16 protein-coding genes are annotated in these 17445 nt (G+C 64.2%); 15 read left to right on the top strand and 1 reads right to left on the bottom strand.

From position 1 onward, the window contains the following. Positions 1–6 precede the first annotated feature (6 nt). From EJ075_RS20775 to EJ075_RS20765, 3 genes are all read left to right on the top strand, one after another. Positions 7–744 carry an SCO family protein gene (locus EJ075_RS20775; RefSeq protein WP_126105551.1) on the top strand — a complete coding sequence of 246 codons (738 nt, stop codon included), beginning with the start codon at positions 7–9 and terminating at the stop codon, positions 742–744. 444 nt (positions 745–1188) lie between these two features. Then, positions 1189–1587: a Cu(I)-responsive transcriptional regulator gene (gene cueR, locus EJ075_RS20770; RefSeq protein ID WP_095489162.1), complete on the top strand. Its 399-nt coding sequence runs from the start codon at positions 1189–1191 to the stop codon at positions 1585–1587. Continuing rightward, positions 1584–2135, top strand: coding sequence for a cytochrome c (locus EJ075_RS20765; protein WP_245457972.1), 552 nt, complete (start codon positions 1584–1586; stop codon positions 2133–2135). The genes cueR and EJ075_RS20765 overlap by 4 nt, the downstream gene beginning before the upstream one ends. Positions 2136–2174: 39 nt before the next feature. On the opposite strand, the gene EJ075_RS20760 is transcribed toward EJ075_RS20765, so the two are convergent. Continuing rightward, on the bottom strand, positions 2175–3029 hold the full coding sequence (locus tag EJ075_RS20760; protein ID WP_245457971.1) for an AraC family transcriptional regulator: 855 nt from the start codon (positions 3027–3029) through the stop codon (positions 2175–2177). A gap of 180 nt (positions 3030–3209) precedes the next feature. Here EJ075_RS20760 and EJ075_RS20755 point away from each other — a divergent pair, with 180 nt between their 5' ends. The 12 genes from EJ075_RS20755 (at position 3210) to EJ075_RS20700 (ending at position 17440) form a co-directional block, all read left to right on the top strand. Beyond that, complete coding sequence (locus EJ075_RS20755; RefSeq protein ID WP_095489160.1) at positions 3210–3974, top strand: phytanoyl-CoA dioxygenase family protein; 765 nt, start codon at positions 3210–3212, stop codon at positions 3972–3974. Positions 3975–4191: 217 nt separating this feature from the next. Then, positions 4192–5214, top strand: coding sequence for an ABC transporter permease (locus EJ075_RS20750; RefSeq protein ID WP_126105549.1), 1023 nt, complete (start codon positions 4192–4194; stop codon positions 5212–5214). A 57-nt stretch (positions 5215–5271) separates the two neighbouring features. Next, positions 5272–6240 carry a sugar ABC transporter substrate-binding protein gene (locus EJ075_RS20745; RefSeq protein WP_095489158.1) on the top strand — a complete coding sequence of 323 codons (969 nt, stop codon included), beginning with the start codon at positions 5272–5274 and terminating at the stop codon, positions 6238–6240. A 59-nt stretch (positions 6241–6299) separates the two neighbouring features. Further along, on the top strand, positions 6300–7817 hold the full coding sequence (locus EJ075_RS20740) for a sugar ABC transporter ATP-binding protein (RefSeq protein ID WP_126105548.1): 1518 nt from the start codon (positions 6300–6302) through the stop codon (positions 7815–7817). Between the two features lie 12 nt (positions 7818–7829). Beyond that, positions 7830–8780 carry a ribokinase gene (locus EJ075_RS20735; RefSeq protein ID WP_126105547.1) on the top strand — a complete coding sequence of 317 codons (951 nt, stop codon included), beginning with the start codon at positions 7830–7832 and terminating at the stop codon, positions 8778–8780. Continuing rightward, on the top strand, positions 8777–9238 hold the full coding sequence (rbsD, locus tag EJ075_RS20730; protein WP_126105546.1) for a D-ribose pyranase: 462 nt from the start codon (positions 8777–8779) through the stop codon (positions 9236–9238). Before EJ075_RS20735 ends, rbsD begins: the two co-directional genes overlap by 4 nt. Position 9239: 1 nt before the next feature. Further along, complete coding sequence (locus EJ075_RS20725) at positions 9240–10070, top strand: 3-methyl-2-oxobutanoate hydroxymethyltransferase (RefSeq protein ID WP_126105545.1); 831 nt, start codon at positions 9240–9242, stop codon at positions 10068–10070. A 162-nt stretch (positions 10071–10232) separates the two neighbouring features. Further along, complete coding sequence (locus EJ075_RS20720; protein ID WP_245457970.1) at positions 10233–11225, top strand: AraC family transcriptional regulator; 993 nt, start codon at positions 10233–10235, stop codon at positions 11223–11225. Positions 11226–11290: 65 nt separating this feature from the next. Continuing rightward, positions 11291–13465, top strand: a complete 2175-nt coding sequence (locus EJ075_RS20715) for a TonB-dependent siderophore receptor (protein WP_126105544.1) — start codon at positions 11291–11293, stop codon at positions 13463–13465. A 22-nt stretch (positions 13466–13487) separates the two neighbouring features. Beyond that, positions 13488–14369: an iron-siderophore ABC transporter substrate-binding protein gene (locus EJ075_RS20710; RefSeq protein WP_126105543.1), complete on the top strand. Its 882-nt coding sequence runs from the start codon at positions 13488–13490 to the stop codon at positions 14367–14369. Next, a complete protein-coding gene (gene fhuB / locus EJ075_RS20705; RefSeq protein WP_206437501.1) occupies positions 14362–16347 on the top strand; it encodes a Fe(3+)-hydroxamate ABC transporter permease FhuB in 1986 nt (661 codons plus the stop codon). The genes EJ075_RS20710 and fhuB overlap by 8 nt, the downstream gene beginning before the upstream one ends. Next, positions 16340–17440: a siderophore-interacting protein gene (locus EJ075_RS20700; RefSeq protein ID WP_126105542.1), complete on the top strand. Its 1101-nt coding sequence runs from the start codon at positions 16340–16342 to the stop codon at positions 17438–17440. The genes fhuB and EJ075_RS20700 overlap by 8 nt, the downstream gene beginning before the upstream one ends. The last annotated feature ends 5 nt before the right edge of the window (positions 17441–17445 follow it).

Here is a 17445-nt window from a genome sequence, read left to right as displayed (position 1 = left end):
GCAGATATGTCCGAGCCAAAGGCTCGCTGCGTCGCGCCGGCTTTGAACGAATGGAGGCGTTTGCTGCTACGCGTAATTGCCATCGCGGCACTGATCGCAGGCTTTGCGTATCCGGCGCAAGCTCACTCGCTCGACGAAGTCGATGCCATGCTTCAGAGCGACGAGAAATATTTCCAGACGCTCGACAGACCGGCGCCCGATTTCACACTGCGTACCGCCGACGGGCGTGTCGTGCGGCTGGTCGCTTTGCGCGGCAAGGTCGTCATCCTCCACTTCATCTACACATCGTGCCCCGATGTGTGCCCCCTGCATGCCGAGAAGATCGCCGAGATCCAGAAAATGGTGAACGGCACGCCGATGAAAGGCCAGGTGACCTTTGTGACCATCACCACCGACCCTGTGAGGGACACGCCGGACGTGCTGCGCAATTACGGACCGGCGCACGGGCTCGACCCGGTCAATTGGCTGTTCCTGACCACGACCGCGGGTCAGCCTGAGGATGCGCCCCGGAAGCTCGCGGAAGCCTTCGGCCACAAGTTCGCCTTGACCGATGGCGGTTACCAGATGCACGGCACCGTCACGCATGTGATCGACAAACAAGGCCATTGGCGCGCGAATTTCCACGGCCTGAGTTTCGCGGCGGTCAATCTCGTCACCTTCGTCAACGCGCTGACCAACAATGTCGAGCGCCCGCACCATGAGAAGGAAACGGGGTGGTGGGCGAAAATCAAGGGCATGTTCTGAGGCACCATTCGTCTTGACCGAAATTTACGACGAACTAATTCCCATCGGAATCGCCGATGCTCACCGGCGAGGGCGGGCTTCCACCGACCATAGAGGCGACCGCAATGATGAATGGCCCAATGGGTATGTGAATGATGGGCGGCATGGGGCTCACATGGGTCCTGGTGCTTGTCGCCCTTGTGCTCGTGATTGCAGCGCTCCTCAAATACCTGCGAAGCTGACGGGGCTGACGATCGCGACCCGAAGAGCGACAGGACCGCGATAGGAGAAAGGATCGCGGACAGGTGAAATTCCCAGTCCGCAAGCACGGTTTTACCGACGAGCAGATCGTGGACGCGCCGAACCTGCGGGACGGCTGCGGCGGGGCATCCAAATTGCCACACCCGGGTTGACCTTCTAGCTACAGGAAGGTTTACTTTCCCACTGACCAAGGAGATTTTCATCATGAACATTGGTATCGCATCCGAAAAATCCGGCCTGCCGTCCAAGACGATACGCTACTACGAGGACATCGGGCTTTTGCGCCCGGCCCGGACGGAGAATGGCTATCGTGACTATTCGGCAGACGACATCCACCGCTTGCGATTTCTGCAGCGCTCGCGCAGCCTGGGTTTTTCGGTCGACGAGTGCCGCCAGTTGCTGTCGCTCTATCAAGACAGGGACCGCGACAGCGCCGACGTGAAGGCCATTGCCAAAGCCAAGCTCGTGGAGATCGACAGGAAGATCGCCGAGCTGGTGGGATTGCGCGGCCTGCTGCATCATCTGGTTGAGCATTGCCATGGCGACGAGCGGCCGGACTGCCCGATCATCGACGAACTGGCGGGAGAAGGCCTGGTTCAGTGAAATGGACCGCCGCCACCGTGATGCTGTCGCTTGCCTGCGCCTCCGCAGTGGTAGCCGCGGCTGGACCTGACCCAATCATTGCGACGCGCCAGTCCTCGATGAAGGAGATGGCCGCCGCCGCGAAAACGATCGCCGCGATGTTCGACGGCAAGCTGGCCTATGACGCCGCGGCGTTCAAGGCGGCGGCCGAGACCATCCGCGCCCGCACCGGCCCTACGCTTATCACGGAATTTCCGAGCGCGACATTGGGCGCGCCTTCGGGCGCCAAGTTGGAAATCGATCAAGCCCGTTCGGAATTCGAGGCTCTGGCCCGTCACATCGGGACGCTGGCCACCACGCTTGCCGCCAAGGCCGAGCGGGCGCCCGCCAGCATCACCGACGACATGAGGATGGGTACCGGCCCGGCGATGGGCGGCGGCAGTCTGCTTGGCAAGCGGCCGGCAGCGGCGCAAGCCGATCCTGCCAAGGCTCCTGCCGAGCACCTGTTGCATCTTATCCTGCAGGATTGCTCAAGCTGTCATTCGAAGTTCCGGCAGAAGGTCCTGTGAAGGCCCGACCGAGCACGTTTTGATCAGTCGACGTTCCAGCTAATGTCCCGGCCCGGCGCTTAATTCGCTGCGGCGCCAGGCGGCCGGCGAGATTCCCACCGAGCGCTTGAACTCGCGCCCGAAATGATAGACGTCGCAGAAGCCGCAGGCTTCGGCGATCTCGGCCAGCTTCTGGTCGCTCTGCACCAGCAGCGATTGCGCCTGCATCAGCCGCTCGCGCATCAGCCACTGATGCGGGCTTGTCCGCAGATGTTTTTGGAACAGCCGCCGGATCTGCGAGGGACCGAGCCCGGTAACGGCGAACAGGTCGGGTGCCGTCCAGGCGAAGCCGGGTTCACCGCGCATGGCGTCCAGGGCAGCGGCTAGCGGCTTCGGCAAATCATCAGGACCGGAGCCGGCGAGCGCCCGGTCGACCAAAAGCACGAATTCGGCGACCAGTTGGTTGAGCCTGAAATCAAGGCTGGCGTCGCGCCGCCGCAACGCGGCAAACAGCCGCTCGAACCACGCGACTGGACTCATGGCTTCCGGGAACACGGCCCGCAAGGTCCCCTCTCCGAACAGCTTGCGCCGCAGGATCGCCGGGTCCGGGCCGTCGAGCCTGAACCAGAGCAGGCTCCACGGATCGTGCTCGTCGGCGGCATGCACATGCGGCGCCTCGTTGGCCATCCACACCAGTTGGCCCGGCCGCACCTCCAGCCGCTGTCCCAGCGTCTCCACGATACCGTGGCCCGACAGGCAATAGAGGATGTCCTGGCCGGGATAGGTCGCGCGTTCTATCCGGTAATCCGGCGCCGCGGCGACCTTGCCGGCGCGCAGCACGCTAAACGCCGTGCGCGTCCATCCGGCCGCCGGCACATAGTGGAAACTCTCGAGAACCGACGTTCTTGCTCGCATGCACGTTTTATACAAAAACTGCGCGGTGCTGTCCATTTTGTTCCCTGCCAAGCACCGCTAAGGTAGCTTTCAAGAGGCAGGCGAGGTCGGCATTCAGTTGCCTGGACCCGCTCTTCCCAAGGCCCTCGAGGCGCATCGCGCCACTGAGGGCCCGTTCGCGAAGACCAGGGAGGCAAGACGATGCTCGCGATGACCAAGGAAGAAACGGAACACTACATCAGCGACGGGTACATTATCCGCAAGGGGCTGCTGAGCGTGGCCGAGGTGGACGATTTTCGTGACCACGCACGCAGGCAGCTCGAGGCGGAGACCAGGAGCGGAGCCGTCATGGCCAAGGGCGACAAGGAAGGCAAGACCACCCTCCTGAAGATGTGGACCAAGGCCGAGGACGACAAATACGGTCTTCTGGCGCGCGACGAGCGCATGGTCGATCTCGCCCAGGATGCCGTCGGCAAACCCATCTATCTCTACAGCCACAAGATGACGATGAAGCAACCCAATGAGGGCGGCGCCTGGGAATGGCATCAGGATTTCGGCTATTGGTACAATTACGGCTGCCTCGCGCCGGAGATGATGAGCATCTATGTCGCGCTCGACAAGGCGACCCGCGAAAATGGCTGCCTGCAGGTGCTCAAGGGTTCGCACAAGCTCGGCCGCCTCAACCACATCCGCGAGAACGACCAGACCAATGTCGAGCAGGAGCATCTGGAAGCGGCGCTGAAGCGCTACGAGCATATCTATGTCGAGATGGAAGCCGGCGACGCGCTGATCTTCGACGGCAATCTGCTGCACCGCTCCGACGCCAATCGTTCGGACACCTATCGCTGGGGCTATATCTGCTCCTACAACGCCATCGAGAACGCGCCGTTCAAGAAGGTGCGCGAATACGGAAATTACGACGAATTGCATAAGGTGCCTGCCGGTTCGTTCCGCAAGGCGTCCTGACGTCGACAGCAAGGCACGGGCGATCGCGCCCGCACCAACCATGATTGGAAAGATCGTGGAAAGGCAGGGAGATAGAGCCGCATCCTGATTCTGTTTGGGAATAGGCTCTCATGCATCGACCCGCACACGAGCTCAGTTCGGGTCGAGGATGGAACGGGAAGAGGAGTGGCGGTGCCGGTCGTGACCGGCGGTTCGCCACACACAGGGAGGATGCTGTATGGCCGATGCGGTCAGGACCGGCGCGCGCGCGCCAGCCGCGGACCGATTGACGCTGGCGCGGCTGTCGCGGGCGCGCGAAGCTGGCGTGTTCATCGCGCTGCTCGTGCTGTGCCTGTTTTTGTCCTTCGCCACCGACGGGTTCCTGACGTCGCTGAACCTGCTCAATGTCGGTCGCCAGATCTCACTGCTCGGGATCATGGCGGTCGGCATGACATTCGTGCTGATCGCCGGCGAGGTCGACCTGTCGGTCGGCTCGACCTACGCATTCTCCGGCCTCGCCACCGGCATGCTGATCATCGCCGGCTGGGCGCTTCTACCGGCGATCGGCGTCGGCCTGCTCACCGGCGTCGCCATCGGGCTCGTCAACGGCGTGCTTTCTACCTATGGCCGGCTGCCGTCGCTGATTGCGACGCTCGGCATGCTGTCGATCGTGCGCGGTGCTGCCCTCATCCTGACCAACGGCCAGCCGGTGACGGTGAACGCCCGCAACGGCGCGCTGCCCGAGGTCTTGCAGACCTTCGGCTTCATGGGCCAGGGCTATCTGTTCAGCATCATCCCGATGCAGCTGGTGTTTTTCGTCATCATCGCGGCGCTTGCCTGGGTGGTGCTGGCCTTCTCCAATTTCGGCTTCCGTGTCTATGCCGTCGGCGGCAGCGCCAAGGCCGCGCGTGTCTCAGGCATCTCGGTCAACTCGGTCAAGATCTGCGCTTTCGTGCTGATGGGCGTGCTGGCCGCATTCGCCGGCATTTTGAGCCTTGCCTTCCTGCCAAGCGGTCAGGCCGGACGTACCGGTCTCGGCCTGGAACTCGACGTCATCGCCGCGACGATCGTCGGCGGCGCCTCGCTTTCGGGCGGCGAAGGCACGATCCTCGGCACCATTCTCGGCGTCCTGATCATCGGCGTGATGCGCAACGGACTGGTGCTGATGGGCGTATCGCCTTTCGTCCAGGAACTGATGATCGGTCTGGTCATCATCATAGCGGTCGGCATCGACAAATGGAGCACGCGCCGGCCGAGCTGAAGCAGGAAAACCAAAGCAACAGGCCAGTCAAAAGGCCAACAACAGGGAGGACTATCCATGAAACTCAGACATGTCATTCTCGCAGCCGCGCTCAGCCTGTTGCCGCTGTCGGCCCATGCCGGCGCCAAGCTGGCCGATTTCGCATTGGCCGACCGCATCAAGGCCAAGATCGCCGCCGGCGAGCCGCTCGACATCTACGTCTCCTACCACGACGTCTCCAACGAATTCGCGCCGTTCATGAAGGCCGGGGTCGAGCGCGCCGCCAAGGAGGACAAGGTCGGCGCTCAATTCATCGGCCCCGTCGGCGCCGACGCCGACGGCCAGATCAGCGAGATCGAGACGCTGATGGGCAAGATGGACGGACTTGCTATCTCGTCGGTCTCGACCGATGCGCTGGCGCCACTGATCGACCGGGTCATCGCCGCCGGCATCCCGGTCGTGACCTTCAACACCGACAATCCCGAAAGCAAGCGCCTCGCCTTCGCCGGCCAGGACCTCGTCCAGTCCGGCCGCGAGGCCGGCAAGCTAATGGCCAAGGTGCTGGGCGGCAAGGGCAAGGTGATGATCACCACGATCGACGCCGCCGCCCAGTGGTCGCTCGACCGCGAGAAGGGCGCGCGCGAGGCGCTCACCGCCGAGCCCGGCATCGAGGTGGTCTCAACGCTCAACACCGGCACCGATCCGCAGAAGATCTATGCGGCAATCGAGAACGCCATGCTGGCCAACCCAGCGATATCGGGGGTGCTGTCGCTCGAATGCTGCTCGACGCCGGCCGCCGGCACCTGGGTCGAGCGCAACAACGCGGCCGACAAGGTCAAGGTGGTCGGCTTCGACCTGCTCGACCAGACGGTGCAACTCGTCCAGGACGGCAATGTCGAGGCGACGATCGACCAGGCGCCGGAGAAGCAGGGCTTTGCCGCGGTCGACCTGATCGTCCAGTTCCTCAAGGGTCAGCCGATCGAGAATCTCGACACCGGCGTCGGCGTCTACACCAAGGAAAACATCGCCGAGGTCGCCAAGAAGTAACAAGCCAGCGTGACGGGAGTTGCCGGCCTTGGGTCGGCAGCTCTTCGTCCAGCCAGCCAATGACAGAGCAACAGACCCCTGCCCCCATCGTCGAGATCTCCGGCCTGACCAAGCGGTTTCCCGGGGTGCTGGCGCTCGACCGCATTTCCGTCGATTTCCGCCCCTGCGAGGTGCATGCCGTCATCGGCGAGAACGGCGCCGGCAAATCGACCTTGATGAACATCCTTGCCGGCGATCTGCAGCCGGACGGCGGTGAAATCCGCATCGACGGCGAGGAGGCCACCATCGCCTCGCCGCTGGCCAGCCGGGCCGCCGGCATCACCGTGGTCTATCAGGAACTGGCGCTCTGCCCGACGCTGACCATCGCCGACAACATCATGATGTCGGACATGGCGGCACGCTCGGCCGTGTCGTTGGTGCCGCGCGAGGAGATGCGGCGCGAGGCGCGGGCCGCCTTGACCCGCCTCGGCATGGGCAAGCTCGACCCCGACACCAAGGTTAGCCGGCTTTCCGTGGCCGAAATGCAGCTGGTCGAGATTGCCGGCGCCATCCGCCAGCGTGCCCGCCTGCTTGTCCTCGACGAGCCCAATTCGGCGCTTTCCAAGCGCGAGAGCGAGCGGCTGTTCGATATCGTCAGGCAATTGCGCAGCGAGGGCGTCACCGTCATCTACGTCTCACATCATCTGAAGGAAGTGCTCGACCTTGCCGACCGCATCACCGTGATGCGCGACGGGCGCACCATCGAGACGCTGGACAATGACGGCCTGTCGGAAGACCGGCTGATCCGCGCCATGGTCGGCCGCGAGCTCGACACCGCGACCCAGTGGTCGTTGCAACCCGAGGCGCGGTCGGATGCCGCGCCGATCGTGCTCTCCGTCGAGAAGCTGACCGCACCGGGGCTGGATGAGCTGAGTTTTAGCGCCCGCGCGGGCGAAATCCTCGGCATTGGCGGCCTGCCCGATTCCGGCAAGGACACGCTCGGCGAGGCCCTGTTCGGACTATGCGGCCGCAGCGGTCGCATCACCATCGACGGCAAGGAGTTGCGCGCAGCCGACCCGCACGCCTCGATCCGCAACGGCATGGCGCTGGTACCGGCGGACCGGCGCGGCGCGGGCGCGCTTTTGTCGATGAGCGTCGCCAACAATGTCGTCTCGGCCTCGCTGCCGCGCTTTTCGCTCGCCGGCTTCATGCGGCGCGGCGCGGTCGGCCGCGAAGCCCGCGCGCAGGTCGCCCGGCTCGACGCGCGCATTTCACATCTCGGGCAGAAACTGGCGACTTTGTCGGGCGGCAACCAGCAGAAGATCATCCTCGGGCGTAGCCTCGTCACCAATCCACGCGTGCTGGTCCTGCACGAGCCGACGCGCGGCGTCGATGTTGGCGCCAAGGCCGAGATCTATGCCATCCTGCGCGGCATCGCCGGCGAAGGCGTGGCGGTGGTGATGATCTCGTCGGAGATTCCGGAATTGATCATGAACGCCGAACGCGTTCTGGTGCTGCGCAACGGCCGGATCTCGGGTGAACTGACCGGCGCCGGCATCAACGAGGAAGCGATCCTGGCCCGCGCCATAGCGTCCTGAACGAGGGCATTGATGACACCACCCAAAATCACAATCGTCGGCAGTTTCGCGGTCGGTCTGACCATGCGGGCGCCCAAGCTGCCGATTTTCGGCGAGACGATGCTCGGCACCGATTTCGACATGGGGCCGGGCGGCAAGGGTTCGAACCAGGCCGTCGCCACCGCAAGGCTGGGCGCCGCCTCGTCGCTGCTCGCCATCATCGGCACCGACAAGCTGGCCGGGATCGCCACCGATCTCTACGCCGCCGAAGGCGTCGACTCGAGCCTGGTCACGACGCGTGCGGAGCGCGCCACCGGCGTCGGCTTTATCATCCTCAACGACAGGGGCGAGAACTTCATCATCCTCGACATGGGCGCCAACGAGCTGATGGATGCCGAGACCGTCGACTTGGGCGAACGGCGCATCGCCGAGAGCGACGTCGTCATGACGGTGCTCGAAGTGCCGATCGCCGCCGCTGCCCGCGCCATGGAGCTCGGCCGCAAGCATGGCGCCCGCACGATCCTCAATCCCGCACCGGCGCGCCAGCTTCCTGACGCGATCTTCGCCTCCGTCGACTATCTGACGCCGAACGAGAGCGAGCTGCGCATTCTGCTCAGCCTGCCGGCCGACGATCCACGCTCATCGCGCGAGCTCGCTGGCGAGTTGCGCCGCCGCGGCGTCGGCAACGTGGTGGTGACCTTGGGCCGGAGTGGCGCGCTGATCCTGACCGACGAGCTCGATGTGATGGTGCCGGCAGTGCCGGTCACCGTCGTCGACACGACCGGCGCCGGCGATGCGTTCAATTCGGGCTTTGCGGTGGCGCTCGCCGAAGGCCGCGACATCGTCGACGCTGTCCGCTTCGGCGTCGTCTGTGGCGCGATCGCCTGCACCGAGCTCGGCGTCATTCCCGGCCTGCCCACGCGAGCCAAGGCTGACGCGCTCTACGCCCAGGCCCTCAAGACAACATGGAAGGAAACGACATGAACCGAAACCGGCTGCTCAATGCCGAACTGGCGCACGCCATCGCCTCGATGGGCCATGGCGACCTGATGATCGTCTGCGATGCAGGCTTTCCGATCCCCTCGACCGCCTGGCGCATCGACCTCGCCATCTCGCCTGACGTGCCGGATCTCGAAACCGTGCTGGCGCCGATCGCAGCCAATTTCATCGCCGAGCGTGTTGGCTATGCCGATACGCTGCCAGTGCACAACGCGCCGCTGCTGGCCAATCTGAAGCGGCTGTTCCCCGACGCCGATTTCGAGACCACCAAGCACGAGACCATCCTCGGCGAGATGGCGGCAAAGGCGAAGGTTATCGTGCGCACCGGCGCCTTCGATCCGTGGGGCAACATCCTGCTTTATTCCGGCGTCGACGTGCCGGCCTGGTTCTCCAAGCCGGGTGTCGTCGCGCCGGACTATTACGCCAAGAAGCTGAAAGGCTGAGATGCCGCGCATCTTTGATTGCGGCGGCCGCGAGGTCGAGCGCAGTGTAACCGTCGCGGATCTGCGCGCGCTCAAGGGGACCGGTCGCCATGTCGCACAGGTGACGGCGGAAACGGCGGATGAGGCGGCAGCTGCCGAGGCCGCCGGCGTCGAGATGGTCGTCTGCCGCGCCGCCAACGTTTTGCGCGTGCGCGAAGGGTCGCGGCGCGTTTTCGTGACAGCGGCCCTCGGCTTCGCCGACGCCGTCACCGGCGACGAGATCCTGCGCACGGCCTTTCGCGCCATCACCTCCGGCGCCGACGCGGTGATCACCGGGCGCGGCAATGACAGTGTCCGGCTGCTCGCCAACGAACAGATCCCTGTCATGGGGCATCTCGGCTTCGTGCCGCGCAAATCCACCTGGGTTGGCGGCATCAGGGCGGTCGGCAAGACCGCCGTGGAAGCGCTGGAATTGTGGGACCGCTTCCGGCGGCTGGAGGATGCCGGCGCCTTCGCCGTCGAATGCGAAATCATCCCGGCCCAAGTGATGGCAGAGATCAACCGCCGCACCTCGCTTGTCACCGTGTCGCTTGGCTCGGGCGCCGAAGCGGACGTCATCTTCCTGTTCACCTCGGACATTTGCGGTGAGAGCACCCGCCTGCCACGCCACGCGCGTGCCTGGGGCAATCTGGCTGCCTTGCACCAAGCTGTCAGGGACGCACGGATCGAGGCGCTGTCGGGCTTCCGCAAGGAGGTTGCCGGGGGTGGCTATCCCAGCGACGCCGAAGTCGCCGGCATTGCCGAAGCGGAGCTCGAGGAATTTCGCGCGCGTCTCGAAGCAGCGCGAAATTAGAGTCCAAAAGCTCGCCATCGGCGAAGCTGCCGATCTCCCCCACAAGGGGGGAGATCGGATGTTGCTTCGGCTTTCGCCAAACCCTGAAGCGACTACGCCGCTGTTGCCCTCTCGACAAAACTTGATAATTTTCATCATGAAATATATCAAGGCTGAGAGATCATGCCATCAGGGAAACAGGAAGTGGCCTTCGCCCCACGCATGGAAAGTCGTATCCAGGGTTTTTCCGTCATTGGCGGCCTGAAAGGGCATGTCTGGGACGGCGCCGTCGCCGACCTCTGGGACGTTGCGTGCGGGGAGCAAGCGGGAGGCTATTATGTCTCTCCCGACCCCCGGCTCTTTGTGGCGCTGGATGTGGACGGCGACGGCGCCTTCTTCGTTGAGGGCTTGAAAGGCGAATTGCGCCGTCATGACCGGGCATTTTCCATGGCCTACATACCGGCGGGGGTGCCGATCAGGGGTAGAGTCGAGGGCCTGCACCGAATCAAGCACCTCGATCTGCACTTCGACGAGGCAGCGCTGACGCGCCGTTTCGGCGGCAGCCTGGACCGCGACGCCTTGCATGTGGCGCGGTTTCAGTTTCGCGACGACCGGATCGCCATGCTTGCCGGCCTGATCGCGGCCGAATGCGACAGCGGCCAGCCGATGCACGATCTCTACGGCGAGGGCCTGCTGAATGCATTGTTCGCCGGGCTTTTCGAAATCGGCCAACCGGACGGACAGCGGCGCCGCACGCCGCTGTCTCGTCGAAAGCTGCGCCTAGTCACCGACTACATCGACGCCCATTGCCTGGGCAAGATCCGTCTTGCCGATCTGGCCGCGCTGACGGGCCTGTCGGAAACTGCCACTAGCCACGCATTCAAGGCGGCTACGGGTATACCGCCGCACCGTTGGCAGATGCAGGCACGGGTTCGAAAAATTCAGACAATGATGGCGCATGAATCCGCCTCACTCGGCGATATCGCGGAAGCAACCGGCTTTTTCGATCAGGCGCATCTGACGCGGGTGTTCAAATCCGTCGTCGGATTGACGCCTGGTGCGTGGATGAGGAGCGCCGGCAGGCGCAGCGATGCAACATCAAGTCGCAATGTCCGCCTTTTGGGACAAAAACCGACAAACCCCGCAAATCCATCCAATGACCCCAACATAAGCTGAGGTAAACAGTCAGGTATATGCGTTTCGATAACCCTGGGGTTTGCCTTATGAACAGAATCTGCCGGATGAAGCTGCTGTTGGCGGGCGCCGCCCTCGCTTCGATCCCGACCATGACCGCGTTCGCCCAGCAAAACGACGTCCAGCTCGAGCCTGTGGTGGTCGAGGGCGAGGCCGGCGACAGCGCGACCGGACCGGTCGACGGCGTCGTTGCCAAGGAGACAAAGACCGGGTCCAAGACCGCGACCAAACTCACCGAGATCCCGCAATCCGTCTCGGTGATCGGACGGCAGGAAATCGACGATCAGGGAGCGCAGAAGATCGACGAGTCGCTGCGATATACGGCCGGCGTTTTCACGCAGCCCTTCGGCCCCGACAGCGACACCAACTGGATTTTCATCCGTGGCTTCCAGGCGACGGACACCGGCATCTACATGGATGGCCTGCAGCTGTTCAGCTATGGCTTCGGTGGATTTTACGTCGATTCCTTCGGGATCGAGCGCATCGAAGTGCTGAAAGGTCCGGCCTCGGTGCTCTATGGCGGCAGCAATCCGGGCGGCATCGTGAACTATGTCAGCAAGCGTCCCGACGGCAGGCAGCGCTATGTCGAAACCGGCGTCAACGACGCCGGTAGGGCCTATCTCGGCTTCGACATCGGCGACGTGTCCGGCGACGGCGTGGTCAGCTATCGCGTCAACGGTCGCGTCGCCGGCGGCGACACCTATAGCGATCTGCAGGACGGCTGGCGCGGCTTCATCTCGCCAAGCATCACCTGGCAGCCCGACGAGCAGACCCGGCTGACGGTGCTCGCGAATTTCAGCCACATCGACGAGAACCACAATGGCGGCAACTTCCTGCCTTATGACGGAACGGTGGTGGATCACATAGTCGGCGGCGTCAACTACGGACGCATCGATCCCGACGCCAACTTCACAGAACCGTCCATCGATCTCTACAAGCGCGAACAGGGCTCGATCGGCTACGAGTTCGAGCACACGTTAGACAATGACTGGACGGTGCGCTCGAACGCTCGCTTCGGCGCAGCGAGCATCGATGAAGTGAGCGTCTATCCAAACGGCTGGTCGACCATCGGAGGGCCTACTGACTTGGCCCGCATAAATTTTGACCATGACACCGACGTCGTAACCTTCCTCATGGACAACCAGATCGAGGGCAAAGTCGAAACCGGCCCGATCGAACATACGATTCTCGTCGGTGTGGACTTCAAATATTACAACATCGACCAGGTGCAGTCGTCTGGCCTCTTCGATCTAAACTATGACAATCCCATAGATGCGTTCGACCCGATCTATGGCTCGCCACTGACGCCTCGCGTCAGCTACCTCAACCAGGACCTGACGCAAAAGCAGCTCGGCCTCTATGCACAGGACCAGCTTCGCTTCGGCGATGGCTGGCTGGTGACGCTGAATGGCCGCTACGATCGCGGCTGGCTCGAAGCTGACAACCGTCCGACCTACTATTCGGAGACCTTCGGCCTTCCCGTCATCGACCAGAGCAGCACCGTTGGCGATTTCTCCGGCCGCGCTGGTCTCGCCTATGAGTTCGACAACGGCATCACTCCTTATGCCAGCATCGCCACCTTCTTTAATCCGATCATCGGAACCGACGCGAATGGCGACCTGTTCAAGCCGGAAGAGGGCGTGCAGTATGAGGTGGGCGTCAAGTATGAACCGACCTTCATCGATGGCCTGTTCACCCTGTCGGTCTTCGACCTCACACGCCAGAACGTGGCCATCGCCAGCGACACCGATCCTTTTGCCCAGGTCCAGGCCGACGAGCTGCGCTCTCGCGGTGTGGAGCTCGAAGGCAAGGTGAACGTCACCGAGGATCTCAGGGTGACTGCGGCGCTGACCGCCTATGATATCGACTTCACCAAGAGCGACGACCCAGACCTGATCGGCAAGACGCCTTTCATCGTGCCCGAAGTCATGGTCTCGGCGTCGGTTGACTACACCTTCCGCGGCGATTGGTATGACGGCATCTCGATCGGCGCCGGTGTACGCCATCTCGGCTCCTCGTGGGCTGACAACGAGAACACGGCGAAGGTGCCGGCCGTCACGCTGGCCGACCTGAAGCTCGGCTACGAGAAGGAGAACTGGGGCGTCGACCTCAACATCACCAATCTCTTCGACAAGAAATATGTGGCAAGCTGCCAGACGACTCTGACCTGTGCCTATGGCGAAGGCCGGTCGTTCAAGCTGAAGGCCCATACGACTTGGTAGCTATCGGCTGTAGGCCCTGGTGATGATCCACCTCCTCCCCAGCAGACGGCGGGTGCTCGCGCTTGGCATGGCGGCCATGTTGCCGCCGATCGCCGCCAAGGCTGCGCCGCTGCGCGTCGCGGCGATCGACTGGGGCATGCTGGAGACCTTGATCGCGCTTGGCATCGCGCCGGTCGCGGCGACCGAACTCATCCAGTTTCGCAAACTGGCGGTGGAACCCGAGGTGCCCCGATCGGTAACCGATCTCGGGCTGCGCGGCACGCCCAATTACGAACTGTTGCGCATCGTCGCGCCGGATCTTGTCGCCATCTCCAGTTTCTACGAATACCAGCGCCCGATGCTCGAGCGCATCGCGCCGGTCTTTGCGCAAACGGTCTACGCGCCCGGCGTGCCGCCCTACCCGCTCGCTGAAGCGGCGACGTTGGCGCTTGGCGAAAAGCTCGGACGACAGGCCGAAGCGAAACGCTACGTCGACGAGACATCAGTCGAAATCACGCGATTGCGCGCTACTCTGCCGGCTGACTCCGGGCGGCCGGTGTTCGTCATCAGCCTTGGCGATTCACGCCATTTCCGCGCCTTTGGCCGGGATTCCATGTTCGGCGACGTGCTGCTGCGTCTCGGATTGGAGAATGCCTGGGCCGACGAGACGAGCTACAGCGCCGCCGCTCCGGTCGGGCTGGAGGCGCTGGCGCGCGTTCCCGACGCCTCGATCCTCGTCGTTTCGCCGCTGCCGGCCGATGTCGGCCGCGCGCTTCCCGAAAATGCGCTGTGGAACGCACTGCCGGCGGTCCGGAACAGCCGTGTCGCCCTGCTCGAGCCGATCAATCACTTCGGCTGCCTGCCCTCGGCACGCCGCTTCGTCCGGCTAGCCACGGCCGCCCTGCTCGGTCAGTCCCATGACTGAGCGCACGCTTATGACTGGCCGCACGCTGCCGCCGATCGCCTTGTGGGGCGCCTTGGTGGCGACGGCCGCGCTGTTGTTCTGCTGGCGGGTCGACATGCAATGGCCAGCCACCACGCCGGCCGACAGCAACCTCGATCGTGTCATCCTTTTTTACAGCACGCTGCCGCGCGCGGCGGTGGCGGTGCTGGCCGGCGCCGTTCTCGGCCTGTCCGGCCTTTTGCTGCAGCGTGTGCTGCGCAACCCGCTGGCCGAGCCGTCGACGCTCGGCATTTCGGCGGGCGCGCAACTGGCAATGACGGCCGCTTCCATCTATGCGCCGTTTCTGATGGAGCGGTCGCAAGGCACTATCGCCTTTGCCGGCGGCGCCGCCGCCGTGCTGCTGGTGCTGTCGCTGACCTGGCGGCGCGGGCTTGAGCCCGTCTCCGTCGTGCTTGCCGGCATGATGGTGGCGCTCACCGCAAGCGCCATCAGCGCCGCCCTGATCCTCGCCAATGGCGACTATCTGTTCTCGCTGTTCATCTGGGGCGGCGGATCGCTGGTCCAGCAGGATTGGGGCCCGACCATCGCCCTGTCGACCAGGCTTGCGGTCGGCGCCGGCGCCGCCCTGCTGCTGCTCAGGCCGCTGACGATCCTTGGCCTTGACGACGCTTCTGCGCGCAGTCTCGGCATCGCGCGCCACACCAGCCGCTTCCTCGTCATTGCGCTTGCCGTGTGGATGGCGACCACGGTGGTCGCAGAGGTCGGCGTCATCGGCTTCGTCGGCCTTGCAGCACCGGCGCTCGCCACGCTTTCAGGCGCGCGTTCGCTAGGGCAGAAGCTGCTGGCCGCGCCGTTGATCGGCGCCATCCTGCTGTGGCTGACGGATGGGCTGGTACAGCTTGCGGCTGGCGCCGGCGGCGAACGCATTCCGACCGGCGCGGGCACCGCGCTCCTCGGCGGCCCGGTTTTGCTCTGGCTGCTGCCGAGGCTGCGCCTATTGGAATGGCCGAGCCTGAACACATCAGGCACATCCCCGCGCAAGGCCGGCCGGTTCATCATTTTGCTGTTGCTTCTGCTGACCCTTGTCGCGGCGGTAGTAGCGCTTATCGTCGGACGAGGACCGGCGGGCTGGTCGGTCGCCGGCGGCGAGATGCTGGCCGATCTCGCCGCCTGGCGCGCGCCGCGGTTCGGCGTGGCGGCAGCCGCCGGCGCCATGCTGGCAGTGGCGGGCGTCGTCATCCAGCGGATCACCGGCAATCCATTAGCAAGCCCCGAGGTGCTGGGTGTCGGCACCGGAGCCGGTGCCGGCCTGACCGCAGTCTTGGTGGTCAGCGCGACGGCCGGGCTCGGCTGGCAGCTCGCCGGATCCGTTTTCGGCTCGCTGGCGGTGCTGATCGCCATGCTGACGATTGCCGCACGGGCGAAATTCGGCTCCGAGCGGTTGCTGCTTGCCGGCATTGCCATGAGCGCGCTGTGCAGCGCCGTGATCACCGCGACGATCGCCATGGGAAATTCCCAATCCTATGTCCTGCTGCGCTGGCTCGGCGGCTCGACCAGCCAGGCGACCGGCGCCGATGCCTGGGTGGCCTTGGCGTGTCTGATGCTGTTGACGCTGCCGCTGTTTCTCGCCGCCCGCTGGCTCGATATCTTGCCGCTCGGCGAGGATACCGCACGCGGGCTCGGCCTGCCGATCGCGGGCGGACGACTGACGCTGATCGTGCTCGCAGCAATCCTCACCGCGCTTGCCGCGATGTTCGTCGGGCCGCTGAGCTTCGTCGGTCTCATCGCGCCGCACCTTGCACGGCTGATCGGCTTTGCCCGCGCCCGCCTTCACCTCGCCGGCGCGGTCCTTGTCGGCGCGCTGCTGATGATCGTGTCGGACTGGCTGTCGCGCATGGTGGCGTTTCCATACGAACTGCCCGTCGGCCTGTTCGCCTCGCTGCTTGGCGGACCTTATCTCGTCCATCTGCTCGCAAAAGGAGTGCCGCGCCATGGTTGAAATGCCGAGGAACCTCAAGGCATCCGCCGAAATCATGCTGTCTTGTCCGCAAGACATCATGAAGCGGCTTTGCGCGCATTTTGCCGACCATGGCGATGTCGCCGTCGACGGCGCCTGCAGCCGCATCGACACGGCCTTCGGTTCAGCCAGCATGGAAGCCTGCCAACGCTGCCTGAAGGTTTTTGCCGAAGGCAAGGACGAGACATCCCTGGCCTATGTGAAGCTCTCCATCGCCGAGCATCTGCTGCATTTCGCGGCGGCGGAGAGCCCCAGCATCATCTGGCAGGGCGACGGGGCGGCAGGGCAACCGCTACCCTATTTCCGCGAGATGCGCGTCGTGCGAACCGCCGATGTGACACCGCATATGCGACGGCTGACCCTGGCCGGAAGCGACCTTGGACGCTTCGCAACGGGCGGGCTTCATGTCCGTCTGCTGCTTCCCAAGGATGGCGCAGTACCCGCCTGGCCGGTCACCGGCGTGGACGGCCGTCCGGTATGGCCCCAAGCGGAACGGCGGCCGGATGTGCGCGTCTACACGATCCGCCGCATCGACGTCGAAAAGGGAGAGGTCGATATCGACTTCGTATTGCATGATGGCGATGGCATGCCCGGCGCGCGTTTCGCGGCCAATGCACGGATCGGCGATATCGTCGGGATGACCGGCCCGGGCGGCGGCGACGTGCCCACAGCCGACTGGTGCCTGCTTGCCGGCGACGAGACCGCCCTGCCCGCGATCGGCCGCATCGTGGAGGCGCTGCCGGCGGGCGTGCACGCCGTCGTTCGCATCGAAGTCGCTGATGGCGACGAGGAGCAGAAGCTGGTTTCGCAGGCCACACTGGACATAAAATGGCTGCACAGGAATGGCGTGGCCCCAGGCAAATCCGCTTTGCTTCAGGATGCGGTCCGGAACGTGCCCTGGCCCGAAGATGGGCGCAGCGTCTTCGCCTGGGTCGGCTGCGAGCACAAGAGCTTCCGCGCCATCCGGTCCTACCTCAGGCAGGACCGGAAGCTGCCGCGCGACGCGCACCTCGTCGTCGCCTATTGGCGTTGCGGCTTCGAAGGCGATACCGCGCGGCAGAACGACCAAACCTGAGTTTG

It is taken from the genome of Mesorhizobium sp. M6A.T.Cr.TU.016.01.1.1, from assembly GCF_003952585.1.
Taxonomy (GTDB): Bacteria; Pseudomonadota; Alphaproteobacteria; order Rhizobiales; family Rhizobiaceae; genus Mesorhizobium; species Mesorhizobium mediterraneum.
This window is presented reverse-complemented; position numbering and strand designations above follow the sequence as displayed.

What these genes read in the sequence shown, in the direction of transcription:
- EJ075_RS20750 (WP_126105549.1), top strand. Translation starts at nt 4,192, where the DNA reads ATGGCCGATGCGGTCAGGACCGGCGCGCGCGCGCCAGCCGCGGACCGA.
- rbsD (WP_126105546.1), top strand. Translation starts at nt 8,777, where the DNA reads ATGAACCGAAACCGGCTGCTCAATGCCGAACTGGCGCACGCCATCGCC.
- EJ075_RS20755 (WP_095489160.1), top strand. Translation starts at nt 3,210, where the DNA reads ATGCTCGCGATGACCAAGGAAGAAACGGAACACTACATCAGCGACGGG.
- EJ075_RS20715 (WP_126105544.1), top strand. Translation starts at nt 11,291, where the DNA reads ATGAAGCTGCTGTTGGCGGGCGCCGCCCTCGCTTCGATCCCGACCATG.
- EJ075_RS20710 (WP_126105543.1), top strand. Translation starts at nt 13,488, where the DNA reads ATGATCCACCTCCTCCCCAGCAGACGGCGGGTGCTCGCGCTTGGCATG.
- EJ075_RS20735 (WP_126105547.1), top strand. Translation starts at nt 7,830, where the DNA reads ATGACACCACCCAAAATCACAATCGTCGGCAGTTTCGCGGTCGGTCTG.
- EJ075_RS20720 (WP_245457970.1), top strand. Translation starts at nt 10,233, where the DNA reads ATGCCATCAGGGAAACAGGAAGTGGCCTTCGCCCCACGCATGGAAAGT.
- EJ075_RS20745 (WP_095489158.1), top strand. Translation starts at nt 5,272, where the DNA reads ATGAAACTCAGACATGTCATTCTCGCAGCCGCGCTCAGCCTGTTGCCG.
- EJ075_RS20740 (WP_126105548.1), top strand. Translation starts at nt 6,300, where the DNA reads ATGACAGAGCAACAGACCCCTGCCCCCATCGTCGAGATCTCCGGCCTG.
- EJ075_RS20760 (WP_245457971.1), bottom strand. Translation starts at nt 3,029, where the DNA reads ATGCGAGCAAGAACGTCGGTTCTCGAGAGTTTCCACTATGTGCCGGCG.
- cueR (WP_095489162.1), top strand. Translation starts at nt 1,189, where the DNA reads ATGAACATTGGTATCGCATCCGAAAAATCCGGCCTGCCGTCCAAGACG.
- EJ075_RS20775 (WP_126105551.1), top strand. Translation starts at nt 7, where the DNA reads ATGTCCGAGCCAAAGGCTCGCTGCGTCGCGCCGGCTTTGAACGAATGG.
- fhuB (WP_206437501.1), top strand. Translation starts at nt 14,362, where the DNA reads ATGACTGAGCGCACGCTTATGACTGGCCGCACGCTGCCGCCGATCGCC.
- EJ075_RS20725 (WP_126105545.1), top strand. Translation starts at nt 9,240, where the DNA reads ATGCCGCGCATCTTTGATTGCGGCGGCCGCGAGGTCGAGCGCAGTGTA.
- EJ075_RS20700 (WP_126105542.1), top strand. Translation starts at nt 16,340, where the DNA reads ATGGTTGAAATGCCGAGGAACCTCAAGGCATCCGCCGAAATCATGCTG.